Annotated in this window: 11 protein-coding genes; 10 read left to right on the forward strand and 1 reads right to left on the reverse strand. The window is 73.4% G+C overall.

Annotated elements, in window-relative coordinates; all coding sequences use genetic code 11:
* Positions 1 to 96: 96 nt before the first annotated feature.
* From ACGFN2_RS12765 to ACGFN2_RS12790, 6 genes are all read left to right on the forward strand, one after another.
* Positions 97 to 2,127: a glycoside hydrolase gene (locus ACGFN2_RS12765; RefSeq protein ID WP_393359743.1), complete on the forward strand. Its 2,031-nt coding sequence runs from the start codon at positions 97 to 99 to the stop codon at positions 2,125 to 2,127.
* A gap of 148 nt (positions 2,128 to 2,275) precedes the next feature.
* A complete protein-coding gene (nirB, locus tag ACGFN2_RS12770) occupies positions 2,276 to 4,930 on the forward strand; it encodes a nitrite reductase large subunit NirB (RefSeq protein WP_393359745.1) in 2,655 nt (884 codons plus the stop codon).
* A 143-nt stretch (positions 4,931 to 5,073) separates the two neighbouring features.
* Positions 5,074 to 5,412 carry a nitrite reductase small subunit NirD gene (gene nirD / locus ACGFN2_RS12775; RefSeq protein ID WP_393359854.1) on the forward strand — a complete coding sequence of 113 codons (339 nt, stop codon included), beginning with the start codon at positions 5,074 to 5,076 and terminating at the stop codon, positions 5,410 to 5,412.
* Between the two features lie 160 nt (positions 5,413 to 5,572).
* On the forward strand, positions 5,573 to 6,094 hold the full coding sequence (locus tag ACGFN2_RS12780) for an SRPBCC family protein (RefSeq protein ID WP_393359747.1): 522 nt from the start codon (positions 5,573 to 5,575) through the stop codon (positions 6,092 to 6,094).
* Positions 6,095 to 6,225: 131 nt separating this feature from the next.
* Entirely contained in the window at positions 6,226 to 6,531 is a 306-nt protein-coding gene (locus tag ACGFN2_RS12785; RefSeq protein ID WP_362606540.1) for a metalloregulator ArsR/SmtB family transcription factor, read from the forward strand.
* Between the two features lie 245 nt (positions 6,532 to 6,776).
* The gene (locus ACGFN2_RS12790; protein ID WP_393359749.1) at positions 6,777 to 7,721 is read left to right on the forward strand and encodes an oxidoreductase; all 945 of its coding nucleotides are present in this window, start codon (positions 6,777 to 6,779) and stop codon (positions 7,719 to 7,721) included.
* Positions 7,722 to 7,725: 4 nt separating this feature from the next.
* Here ACGFN2_RS12790 and ACGFN2_RS12795 read toward each other — a convergent pair whose 3' ends face one another.
* Positions 7,726 to 8,067, reverse strand: a complete 342-nt coding sequence (locus ACGFN2_RS12795; RefSeq protein ID WP_393359751.1) for a hypothetical protein — start codon at positions 8,065 to 8,067, stop codon at positions 7,726 to 7,728.
* Positions 8,068 to 8,121: 54 nt separating this feature from the next.
* On the opposite strand from ACGFN2_RS12795, the gene ACGFN2_RS12800 reads away from it, so the two are divergent.
* From ACGFN2_RS12800 to ACGFN2_RS12815, 4 genes are all read left to right on the forward strand, one after another.
* Positions 8,122 to 8,520, forward strand: a complete 399-nt coding sequence (locus ACGFN2_RS12800) for an RDD family protein (protein ID WP_362606406.1) — start codon at positions 8,122 to 8,124, stop codon at positions 8,518 to 8,520.
* A 233-nt stretch (positions 8,521 to 8,753) separates the two neighbouring features.
* On the forward strand, positions 8,754 to 10,727 hold the full coding sequence (locus ACGFN2_RS12805; protein ID WP_393359753.1) for an APC family permease: 1,974 nt from the start codon (positions 8,754 to 8,756) through the stop codon (positions 10,725 to 10,727).
* A gap of 36 nt (positions 10,728 to 10,763) precedes the next feature.
* Positions 10,764 to 11,561: a maleylpyruvate isomerase family mycothiol-dependent enzyme gene (locus tag ACGFN2_RS12810; protein WP_393359755.1), complete on the forward strand. Its 798-nt coding sequence runs from the start codon at positions 10,764 to 10,766 to the stop codon at positions 11,559 to 11,561.
* A gap of 91 nt (positions 11,562 to 11,652) precedes the next feature.
* Positions 11,653 to 12,021, forward strand: coding sequence for a hypothetical protein (locus ACGFN2_RS12815; protein WP_393359757.1), 369 nt, complete (start codon positions 11,653 to 11,655; stop codon positions 12,019 to 12,021).
* Positions 12,022 to 12,147: the final 126 nt, after the last annotated feature.

Raw genomic sequence — 12,147 nt, forward strand, 5'->3', positions numbered from 1 at the left:
CTGCGGCCCGGCGCGGGGCTCCTCAGATCCGGCCGCCGACCGCCGTATGAGGCGACTTCTTAGAAGCCTCTTAAGACTCGGGACTATCCAGTCCTCATGACATCCGACGTTTCCAAGTCCCCCCGGGACACCGGCCGTAGCCGGACCACGGCCACCCGCGTCCTCGCCGCCTCGCTGGCGCTCACCGCGACCACCCTCGGGGTGGCCGGATGTGACAGTGCCTCCGCCGGCACGCTGGAGGGCAGCCGGCTCGAACTGCCGGTGGCCGGTGGTACGGCCGTGGTCGACACCGCCTCGCTGGCGGTGAGCGCGCGTACCGCGAGCGGGCGGGAGCTGGTGCTGTCCGGTCCGGCGGGCGGCGGCGGGCTCGGGAAGCCGGGGCCGGTGACGCAGACGGGCGACGGGGCCAGCTGGACGTACCCCGCCAAGGGGCTGAAGGTGACGGCCGGTTCAGAGCGCGGGCGGCTGCGGATCAAGCTGCGGGCGGACCGTGACGGGGAGGTCAGCTGGCCGGTGACCGGTACCGACCGGGGCGCGTCCGCGCTGCAACTGCCGCGCGGGGAGGGCCTGGACGTGCCGGTGCGGGACGCGTTCTGGAACGGCGGGGAGGAGAAGGGCGGACTGGACGGCAGCTCCGTCGACGTGGGCGAGGGGCTCTCGCTTCCGCTGTGGGGCTACTCCATGGGCGGCGGCAAGGGCGGGTCCGGCGGCGGGGCCGGTGTCAGCTATCTGACGCCCACCGACATCGGGACCTCGCTGCGCTTCGCCTCCACCGGCGGGCGGCTGCGCACCACCGCCGCGCACGCCTTCGACGCCGGCGAGGGGACCCGTGACTACGAGGTCTCCTTCGCCCTGACCGACGGCAACCCGGTCGCCCCCGCCACCGACTACCGCTCCTACCTGGCCCAGCACGGGCAGCTCGGCAGCCTGAGCCGGAAGATCCGGCAGAACCCGGCCAACGGCAAGCTGCTCGGGGCCTTCCACGCCTATGTGTGGGGCGACGCCCGGACCGCCTCCGGGGTCGGCAAGCTGAAGCGGCTGGGCGTGGACCGGATGTGGCTCGGGTACGACGCCGGTCCGGACCCCATGAACGCCGCGGCGGTGCGGGCCGCCAAGAAGGCGGGCTACCTCGTCGGCCCGTACGACACCTTCGCCAACGGGCAGGACCCGAAGACCGCCGACAGCCCCACCTCGGTCTGGCCCGGCCGGGTCTACCCCGACTTCTGTATACGGAAGGCGGACGGCACCCCGGAGGGCGGGTTCGGGGACCGCGGCTGCTACCTCAGCTCCCGCGCCTTCGAGAGGGCCGAACCGCGCAAGCACTACCTCGCCGACCGCACCCGCTCGATGGTCGCCAACGGGGCGGACAGCTACTTCCTCGACGTGGACGCGACGGGTGAGCTGTTCCGCGACCACGGCAAGGGCCACGAGATGACCAAGGCTGGTGACCGTGCGATGCGGCTCGCGCGGATGCGGCGGCTGTCCAAGGACCTCGTCCTCGGCTCGGAGTCCGCGCAGGCCTGGGCCAACAAGGTGGTGGCCTACGACCACGGCTCGGGCACCCCGGCCGCCGACGGCCTGTGGAAGCTGGAGAAGGACCGCGAGAACTGGGGCGGCTACTACCCGGAGAAGGCCCCGGGCATCTTCTTCAAGCCGGTGAAGCTGCCCGCCGAGCTGGCCACGGCCATGTACGACCCCAAGTACCGGGTGCCCCTGTACGAGACCGCGCTGCACGGCTCGCTGGTCAACGCCGAGCGGTGGGAGCTGTCCTACGACAAGCTGCCGGACCAGAAGACCGGCCGGGCGCTGCTGGCGATGCTCTACAACACCCCGCTCAACTACGTTCTCGACGGCCCGACGCTGGAGAAGAACGGGCCCGAGCTGGCCAGGCTGCAGAAGTACTTCTCGCCGCTGCACCGGGCGGCCGGGACCGAACAGCTGACCTCGTTCCGGTGGCTGACCGGTGACCGCAGCGTGCAGCGCACGGTCTTCGGCGGTGGTGCGCTGACCGTCACCGCCAACTTCGGCAGCCGGGCCCACGACGGTCTGCCGGGCGGCTGCGTCGATGCGAAGCTGCGCACCGACCAGCAGCCGCGGCGGCTGTGCCCGGCGCAGCCTCAGGGCTGACCCTGAGGACCAGGGGCGGGCCCGAGCGGCCCGCCCCTTACGGGTTCCCCGCCCTCACACGGCCGTCCGCGCGCCACTGAGGGCAGCGTTCCGCCCGGGAAACAGAGCAGATGCGGGCGGGTAACAGCCGGGCCGCAGGCTGCTGGACATGACCTCGACGCCGCCGCACCCGGAAGCCACGCCAGCCGCCGCGCCTGGCACCGCCCCCACGCTCGTCCTCGTCGGCCACGGCATGGTCGGCCAGCGCTTCCTGGAGGAGCTGGCCGACCGTGGTGTCACCGGGCGGGCGCGGGTGGTCGTGCTGTGCGAGGAGCCCCGTCCGGCCTACGACCGCGTCCAGCTGACGTCGTACTTCGCCGGCCGCACCCCGGACGACCTGAGTCTCGTCGACCCGGACTTCATGGCCCGGCACGGCATCGAACTGCACCTCGGCGACCCCGCCACCGCCGTCGACCGCGAGGCCCGCACGGTCACCGCCCGTAGTGGCCTGACCGTCCGCTACGACGCCCTGGTGCTGGCCACCGGCTCCTACCCGTTCGTGCCGCCGGTGCCCGGCAAGGACAGCGCGGGCTGTTTCGTCTACCGCACCCTCGACGACCTGTTCGCCATCGAGGAGTACGCGAAGAACGCCCGCACCGGCGTCGTCGTCGGCGGCGGACTGCTCGGCCTGGAGGCGGCCGGGGCGCTGAAGGGGCTGGGGCTGCGCACCCACATCGTGGAGTTCGCGCCGCGGCTGATGGCCCTCCAGGTCGACGAGGGCGGCGGCCGAGCGCTGCGCCGTACCGTCGAGGAGAAGGGCCTGGAGGTGCACACCGGCGTCGGCGGCAAGGAGATCGTCGCGGACGGGGCCGGTGCGGTGACCGCCATGAGCCTGTCGGACGACTCCACCGTCGAGACCGACCTGGTGGTCTTCTCGGCCGGTGTCCGGCCCCGCGACCAGCTCGCCCGGGACTGCGGGCTGCCGGTCGGCGACCGCGGCGGCATCGTCGTCGACGAACGGTGCCGCACCGCCGACCCCGCCGTGTACGCGATCGGCGAGTGCGCGCTGGCCGCCGACGGCCGCGTCTACGGACTGGTCGCGCCGGGCTACGACATGGCCCGCGCGGCCGCCGCCACCCTCGCCGACACCCTCGGCGCCGGCACCGGCGCGCCCGAGAGCTTCACCGGCGCCGACCTGTCCACCAAGCTCAAGCTGCTCGGGGTGGACGTCGCCTCCTTCGGCGACGCGCACGGCGCCACCGACGGCTGTCTCGACGTGCTCTACGCGGACGCCCGCAGCGGCGTCTACAAGAAGCTGGTGATCGGCGCCGCGGGTGAGCTGCTGGGCGGGGTGCTGGTCGGCGACGCCGAGGCGTACGGCATGCTGCGGCCGCTGACCGGCAGCGTGCCGCCGGTGCCGCCCGAGCAGCTGGTGCTGCCCGCCGGGGCCGGGGGTGGGGGCGCCGCGCTCGGCCCGTCCGCGCTGCCGGACAGCGCGGTGCTGTGCAACTGCCACAACGTGACCAAGGGGACGGTCCGGGCGGCGGTCACCGAGCACTCCTGCGGGACGCTGCCCGAGGTGAAGAAGTGCACCAAGGCCGGTACCGGCTGCGGCAGTTGTGTGAAGTCGCTGACCGCCGTGCTGAACGACGAGCTGGCCGCGTCCGGCGCCACCCTCGACACCGGGCTGTGCGGCTGCTTCCCGCACACCCGCGCCGAGCTCTACGAGATCGTCCGCACCCTGCGGCTGACGTCCTTCGCCGCGCTGCTGGACTCGCACGGCCGCCCGGAGGCCAGGAACGGCGACGGCTGCGAGATCTGCAAGCCCACCGTCGGCTCGATCATCGCCTCCCTCGCGCCCAGCGTCGGCGCCGACGGATATGTCCTCGACGGCGAACAGGCCGCCCTCCAGGACACCAACGACCACTTCCTCGCCAACCTCCAGCGCAACGGCTCGTACTCGATCGTGCCGCGCATCCCCGGCGGGGAGATCACCCCGGACAAGCTGATCGTGATCGGCGAGGTGGCCCGGGACTTCGGCCTCTACACCAAGATCACCGGCGGCCAGCGGATCGACCTCTTCGGCGCCCGGGTGGACCAACTCCCGCAGGTGTGGGCCCGGCTGGTGGACGCGGGCTTCGAGTCGGGGCACGCCTACGGCAAGGCGCTGCGCACCGTGAAGTCGTGCGTGGGGCAGACCTGGTGCCGCTACGGCGTACAGGACTCGGTCCGTATGGCCATCGATCTGGAGCTGCGCTACCGGGGGCTGCGCTCCCCGCACAAACTGAAGTCCGCAGTGTCCGGGTGCGCGCGGGAGTGCGCGGAGGCCCGCGGCAAGGACTTCGGCGTCATCGCCACCTCCAACGGCTGGAACCTGTACGTGGGCGGAAACGGCGGCGCCGATCCGCGCCACGCCGACCTGCTCGCCCAGGACCTGAGCGACGCCGAGCTGATCCGCCTGATCGACCGCTTCCTGATGTTCTACATCCGCACCGCCGACCGGCTGGAGCGCACCTCCGCCTGGCTGGAGCGGATCGAGGGCGGCCTCGACCACGTCCGGGACGTCGTCGTCCATGACTCCCTGGGGCTGTGCGACGAGCTGGAGGCCCTGATGGCCGCCCATGTCACCCACTACCGCGACGAGTGGGCCGAGACCCTCGCCGACCCGGAGCGGCTGGCCCGCTTCGTCTCCTTCGTCAACGCGCCCGACGCGCCCGACCCGTCCGTCCGCTTCGTACCGGAACGCGACCAGGTCAAGCCGGACCTGACGCTGCTGGCCGGCCCGACCCTGCCCGTTCGCACCCTGGAAGGGACCTCCGTCTGATGACCACCGCCATCGCCACTGCCACCGCCGCCGTCGCGCTCGCCCGCACCGAGGAGGACCTCGCGGCCGTCGCCGGGGGCTCCGTGGAGGGCCCTGTGGACGGCGCCGTGGAGGGCTCCGCCACTACGGCCGCCACGGTCGAGATCCGTTGCCCCGAGGGATGGGTCGCGGTCTGCGCACCGGCCGACCTCACCCCGGGGCGCGGTGTGGCCGCGCTCCTCCCGGACGGCACCCAGGCCGCGCTCTTCGCCGACCGCGCCGGGCAGACCTACGCGATCGCCAACCGCGATCCGTTCACCGGCGCCCAGGTCCTCTCCCGCGGCCTGACCGGCTCGGCCGACGGCCGCCCGTTCGTGGCATCGCCCCTGCTCAAGCAGCGATTCGACCTGGCGTCGGGGAGCTGCCTGGACGATCCGTCGGTGTCGGTACCGACGTATCGCGTACGGAGCGTGCCGGGCGTACGGGGCACGCGGGGCGTGTAGGGCAGGCGGGGCGTGTGGGGCGGGGTGGCCGGGTGATCGTCGCTCGCGACCGCCGGGCTGACGCGCAACCTTTCGGTTGCACCTCCTCCGCCTACGTGCAACCATTGGGTAGCACGTAAGGCTTGAGCAGCCGACCCGAGAACGGCAGGAGGCGCACGTCATGAGCACCGACGGCAACCAGAACACCGGCAGCGGCACCGACGGGGGCACGGACAGCGACGCGGGCGGCGGCCAGGACCGTATCGAGCGGGAGATCAGCATCGCCGCGCCCGTCGAGCGGGTCTGGGCCGTGCTCACCGAGCCGGAGCATGTCGGCTCGTGGTTCGGGCAGGGCGAGCCAGCACCGGTCGACCTGCGGCCGGGCGGCATCATGCGGCTCGACCACGGCGAGTACGGCCAGTTCCCGACCACCGTCGTGACCGTGGACCCGCCGCACCGCTTCTCGTACCGCTGGGCCAGCGCCTTCCCGGGCGAGGTGGCGACCGAGGGCAACTCCACCGTCGTCGAGTTCACGCTCACCCCGGAGGGCGACGGCACCCGGCTGCGCGTCGTGGAGACCGGATTCGCCGCGCTCGCCATCCCCGAGGAGCGGCGGAGGACGGCCGGTTACGAGAGCCACTCGGCGGGCTGGTCCGGCCAGGTGGAGAACATCCGGCGGTACACGGAGCAGCTCGCGGCATGACGAAGGAGGCAGCGCCGGGGCCGGAGGCCGGAGCAGGGCCGGAGGCCGGGGCCGGAGCAGGGCCGGACGCCGGGGCCGGGGCGGGAGCGGAGCGCCAGGCGGGCGCGGGTCCCGGCGCGGGCGGGGACGCCGTGGCGGAGGTGTTCGCCGCCCTGGCGGACCCGACCCGGCGCCGGATACTCGACGCGCTCGCCGCCCACGGCGAGGCGACCGCCACGGTCCTGGCGGCGGAACTCCCCGTCAGCCGCCAGGCCATCGTCAAACACCTGGGCGTCCTGGACCGGGCCGGTCTGGTCGCCGGCCACCGGGAGGGCAGGGAAGCCCGCTACCGGGTCGTCCCGGAGCGGCTGGGGGTCACCGCCCGATGGATGGACCGGGTGGCCGCCGCCTGGGACACCCGCCTCTCGGCCATCAAGCGCCTTGCCGAAGGGGAGTGAGCCTGGGCGGGGCTGTCGCGACGGGGGTTCTGTGGTGGGGGCGTGTCGGCGGGGGCTTCCCTCGGTGGCCCCTCGGTGGGAGCGTCCCTCCGTGAGAGAGGGCGTCGCGGACGTGAGGGTAGCGGCGGACGTCGCGGACGAGGTCCGGGCGCGCCGTGGCTGTCACGCTGTCACCTCAGCCCCTCCGACCCCATCCGTCCCAGCGCGCGGCGTAACCTGGTTGCCCCCTACGGAGGAGCGCAGGCGTGACCAGGTGGAACACCAGCCATATCCCCGACCAGACGGGCCGCTCGGCGGTCGTCACGGGCGCGAACAGCGGCATCGGCTACGTCACCGCACGCGAACTGGCCCGCCAGGGCGCCCGTGTACTGCTGGCCTGCCGTAGCGAGGCGCGCGGGATCGCCGCCCTGGACCGGCTGCGCGCCGAAGTGCCCACCGCCGAGGCCGAGTTCCGGCCGCTCGACCTGGCCGACCTGTCCTCCGTACGCGACTTCGCCGCCGCCCTCGACGACTTCGACGGCGACCGCCTCGACCTGCTCATCAACAACGCGGGGGTGATGGCCCTGCCGCACCGCACCACCGCCGACGGCTTCGAGATGCAGTTCGGCACCAACCACCTCGGTCACTTCGCGCTGACCGGGCTGCTGCTGCCCAAGCTCCTCGCCACGCCCGGCGCCCGGGTCGTCACCGTCTCCAGCATGCTGCACGCCCTCGCCGACCTCGACTACAGCGACCTCAACAGCGAGCACTCCTACCGCCGCTGGATCGCCTACGCCCGCTCCAAGAGCGCCAACCTCCTCTTCGTCCACGAGCTGGCCCGGCGGCTGGCCGCGGCCGGTTCGCAGGTCGTGCCGGCCGCCTCGCACCCCGGCTACGCCTCCACCAACCTCCAGACCGCGGGCGCCCGGATGGAGGGCCGCGGCTCCGCCGAGCGGGCCATCGAACTCGCCAACCGCCTCGTCGCGCAGTCCCCGGACGGCGGCGCCCTGGGCACCCTCTGCGCGGCCACCGCCCCGCACATGCGGCCGGACTCCTTCATCGGCCCGCGCAGCGGGCTGCGCGGCGCCCCCGCCCAGTCCTTCCGCGCACCGTGGACCAAGAAGGACGCCAACGGCGAGCGCCTGTGGGCAGCCTCGGAGCAACTCACCGGTGTCCGCTACGACTTCTCCCGGCCCGCCGCGGCGTTCTGACCCCCTACGGGGCATGGAAAGATCCGTACCCGTGTACGAGCGACCTTTCCCTCCACAGCAGCCCTCGCAGCAGGGGCCGCCACCTCCCCACCCGCATCAGCCGCACCCGTATGCCCAGCAGCAGCCGCAGGCACCACAACAGCCGCAGGCGCCGCAGCACCCGTACCAGGGTCAGCAGCATCCCTATCAGGGTCCGCAGCAGGGTCAGCAGCCCCCGTATCAGGGGTACCAGCAGCCGTATCAGGGACAGCAGCACCCGTACCAGGAGCCGCAGCACCCCTATCAGGGAGCCCCGCATCCCTCTCAGGGGCCGCAGCACCCGTATGCCCAGCAGCCTGCTCCCCACGACCCGTACGCTCCACGCACCGCGCCCGTACGCGTCCCCGAAGAGGCGGGCCCCATGCGCCGGTTCGGGGCGATCCTCCTCGACGGGCTGCTGGCCCTGACCGCCGCGTACGTCGCGCTCCGCTCCGCCGCCGACCTGCCGGGCCTGCAGACCTTCTACGCGGTGGCGGGCGCGGGCTTCGGCCTCTCGTTCCTCAATCATGTGGTGCTGACCCGAATCGCGGGCGCGAGCCTGGGCAAGTTCGCGACCCGTACCCGTGTCGTCCTGGAGACGGACGCCGGCCGGCCGCGGGCCCCCCGGCTGTTCCGCCGCTGGCTGGGCGGCTACCTCTTCCTGGTGGTCTGGATCATCGCCGCCTGCTTCAACCTGGAGGACGACCCCGAGGACTTCTGCGGGGTCCGGCTGGTCCGCTTCCGTGACCTGCGGGCGGCACTCGGGGCACCCCTCAGCTGAGCTGGGCCGGCGGCGGGCCACGGCCGTGCGCCGGGCAGGCCGGGCAGGCACCACCCTTCCGGGAGACCCTCACGGCGCCCCGCCCCCTCCCAACTCACCGTCCTCCCCCGCGTCAAGGCCCCGTGAAGAACGGGCCGCCGTCCGCCAAGGGGCCGCCAAGGCCCGCGGCGGCGGCCCGCGCGCCCCGCACGCTGGCCTGGTCCCACACGGCACGCACGGAGGTACGACGCACGATGCCGCAGGTGTCCCAGCCCGACGGCCGGCCGGAGGAACCGCCGGATACCGTCAGCACCGCCACCACCCGGCCGGGCGGCACCGGCCCGGCCTCCTGCTCCGGCCCCGGCCCCGGCTCCAGCTCCAGCTCCAGCTCCACGCTCGGCGACGGCGGCCCCGTGGCCGCCGACCCCGACGCCCGGCACCGGCTCACCGCCCTCCAGGGGCTGGCCGCCCTCTCCCTCGATGCCATGGCGTCGGTGGCGTACGGCCCCGAGTCGATCGTGCTGGTCCTGGCCGCGGCGGGCGGCTACGGACTCGGCTTCACGCTCCCCGTCACCCTCGCCATCGCCGCCCTGCTGGCCGTCCTGGTCGCCTCCTACCGTCAGGTGATCGCGGCCTTCCCCAACGGCGGCGGCTCCTACGCGGTGGCCAGGACCCATCTCGGCCGCCGCACCGCCCTGTTCGCCGCCGCCTCCCTCGTCCTCGACTACGTCCTGAACGTCGCCGTCTCCGTGACGGCCGGCGTCGCGGCCCTGACCTCGGCCTTCCCCGCCCTCTACGACGACCGGACGGCGATCTGCCTGGCCGTCCTCGTCCTCCTCACCGCCCTCAACCTGCGCGGCATCGTCGACACGGCGAAAGCCTTCCTCGTTCCCACCGCCGTCTTCGTCGGCGCCATCCTGACGGTGATCGCCGCCGGGCTCCTCCGCTCCGCCCCGGCCGCCACCACCAGCGCCGCCGGACACGCCTCCGTCCTCGCCGACAACGCCACCGCGGTCGGCGCCCTGCTGCTGCTCAAGGCGTTCGCGGCCGGCTGCTCGGCGCTGACGGGTGTCGAGGCGGTCGCCAACGCGGTGCCGTCCTTCCGGGCCCCGGCGGCCCGGCGCGCCCAGCGCACCGAGGTCGCGCTCGGGGTGCTGCTCGGCGTGATGCTGATCGGGCTGTCCGTCCTCATCGGCCGCTTCCACCTCCAGCCGGTCGCAGGCGTCACCGTCCTCGCCCAGCTCGCGGACGCCTCCCTCGGCCACAACGCCGCGTTCTACGTCGTCCAGTTCGCCACCATGGTGCTGCTGGCCCTCGCCGCGAACACCTCCTTCGGCGGCCTGCCCGTCCTGATGGGCCTGCTGGCCCGGGACAACCACCTCCCGCACGTCTTCGGCCTGAAGGCGGACCGCCAGGTGCACCGGCACGGCGTACTGGCGCTCGCCGCCGTCGCCGCCGCGCTGCTCCTCTTCTCCGGCGGCGACACCAACACCCTCGTCCCGCTGTTCGCCATCGGAGTCTTCGCCGGCTTCACCGTCTGCCAGACCGGGATGGTCCGGCACTGGCGGCGCGAACGCTCCCCCCGCTGGCGCGCCAAGGCCCTGCTGAACGGTGCCGGCGCCCTGCTCACCGGCGTCTCGGCGGTCGTCGTCACCGCCACCAAATTCACCGAGGGCGCCTGGCTGATCGTCGTCGCCCTGCCCCTCCTGGTCCTGGCCTTCGAGGCGGTGCACCGCGCCTACGCCCGGATCGGCGCCCGCCTCGGCCTGGGCCGTCTCCCCGAACCCCCGCGCCGCGCCCGCTCGCTGGTCGTCGTCCCCGTGTCGCACCTCTCCCGGCTCACCTGCGAGGCCCTGAACGCGGCGGTGTCCCTCGGCGACGAGGTGGTCGCGGTCACCGTCACCCACGACACCCCCGAGGACCGCCCGGCCACCGAGGCCCTCCGCCGCGACTGGGAACTCTGGGACCCCGGCGTGGACCTCCTCGAACTGCCCTCGCCCACCCGCTCCCTCGGCCGCCCCGTCGCCGCTTATGTCAACAAGCTGGCAACCCGTCGGCCCGGCAGCCGCATCACCGTGCTGATCCCGGAGGCCGAGCCCGCGCACCTCTGGCAGCGCCTGCTCCAGAACCAGCGCGGCGCGGTCGTCGCCCACGCGGTACGCCGGGACACCGACGCCGCGATCTGCCGCCTGCGCTTCCGCCTGACGGCGCCCGTTTCCGCGCGATAACGGCGCTTTGTCCGCCACGCCCTCTACCGTGACGCCATGTACGCCCCCATGGATTACGACGCCCACTGCGCCGAAATCGTCGACCAGGCCGACCTGCTGACCGCCGCCCTCGACGAGGACACCTCGCTGACGGCCGCCGTGCCGTCCTGCCCCGAATGGAACCTCGCCCAACTGCTCCGGCATCTGGGCGAGGCCCACCGCTGGGTCGCTGAGGTCGTCCGGACCCGGGCGACCGAGCCCCCGCCCGACACCGCCCTCCGGGACCTCCCCCGCGAGACCACCGAGACCCCGGCCGCACTCGCCGCCTGGCTCACCGAGGGCGCCCGCCTCCTCGCGGACACGCTCCGCACCACAGGCCCCGACGCCCGGATCTGGACCCCGCTCCCCTCCGGCTCCCCCCGCTTCTTCGCCCGCCGCATGGCCCACGAGACGGTCATGCACCGCGCCGACGTCACACTGACCCTCGGCACGGACTTCACCCTCGACCAGCGGGTCGCCCTCGACTGCCTCGACGAGTGGATGGAACTGGGCTCCCTGCCCGAGATGTTCGACTACCACCCCGACCGGCGCGCCCTCCTCGGCCCCGGCCGCACCCTCCACTTCCACGCCACGGACACCCCACCGGAAGCCGCCGCCGACTGGCTCGTCGACCTCACCGGCAACACCCTCACCTGGCACCGCACCCAAAAACCCGCCACCGTCTCTGTCCACGCCCCCCTGACGGACCTCCTACTCCTCATCTACGGCCGCGCCCCCGCCGACAACGGCCCGTACGAGATCACCGGCGACGCCGAACTGCTGGAATTCTGGCTGTCTTATGTGCTGTTCGGGTGAGTCGCCCGGCCCCGAAGGCGAACCGATCGGGCCATGACAGCGTGAGTTAGGTTGGCCCTCGTCCGCGTGTCCAGTACCAGGGAGTCAGAACATGACCGATTCAGACCCGTCGGCCGGCACCCCGGGCCTGCCCCCCACGCCGCCCCCGCTCCCCCCGCAGACCGGCCCGCAGCCGGTCCCGGCGAACGCGGACGAGGCACTGGAGATCGGCCGACGGCACTTCTCCGAGGTCGGCTCACCGGGCGGCCCCGCCGAACTGTTCGTCCACGAATTCGACATCGGCTACCTGATCCACGCCGGCTGGCCGCCGCCCGAGGACCCCACCGCCCCACCCACGGAGCCCGGCGGCAGCAACGTCGTCATCGCCAAGTCCGACGGCGAGGTGACCTTCCTGCCCAACTTCCCCCCGGAACCGGCCGTGGAGCTCTACCACCGCCTGCGCGCCCGGAAAACCCCCTGACCCCTCGGCGGTGGGGCGCTGGTCGCTGGTCCTCACTGGCGCCGCGGAACGTGAAGTGGCCCTTCCCTGCTTGAGGCCCGCGGTGGCGGTCCGTCACGAGGCAGGCAGCTTGAACCGGAGCTGATC

This window comes from Streptomyces sp. NPDC048612 (genome assembly GCF_043199295.1).
GTDB lineage: Bacteria > Actinomycetota > Actinomycetes > Streptomycetales > Streptomycetaceae > Streptomyces.

What these genes read in the sequence shown, in the direction of transcription:
- ACGFN2_RS12765 (WP_393359743.1), top strand. Translation starts at nt 97, where the DNA reads ATGACATCCGACGTTTCCAAGTCCCCCCGGGACACCGGCCGTAGCCGG.
- nirB (WP_393359745.1), top strand. Translation starts at nt 2,276, where the DNA reads ATGACCTCGACGCCGCCGCACCCGGAAGCCACGCCAGCCGCCGCGCCT.
- ACGFN2_RS12780 (WP_393359747.1), top strand. Translation starts at nt 5,573, where the DNA reads ATGAGCACCGACGGCAACCAGAACACCGGCAGCGGCACCGACGGGGGC.
- ACGFN2_RS12800 (WP_362606406.1), top strand. Translation starts at nt 8,122, where the DNA reads ATGCGCCGGTTCGGGGCGATCCTCCTCGACGGGCTGCTGGCCCTGACC.
- ACGFN2_RS12805 (WP_393359753.1), top strand. Translation starts at nt 8,754, where the DNA reads ATGCCGCAGGTGTCCCAGCCCGACGGCCGGCCGGAGGAACCGCCGGAT.
- ACGFN2_RS12810 (WP_393359755.1), top strand. Translation starts at nt 10,764, where the DNA reads ATGTACGCCCCCATGGATTACGACGCCCACTGCGCCGAAATCGTCGAC.
- ACGFN2_RS12815 (WP_393359757.1), top strand. Translation starts at nt 11,653, where the DNA reads ATGACCGATTCAGACCCGTCGGCCGGCACCCCGGGCCTGCCCCCCACG.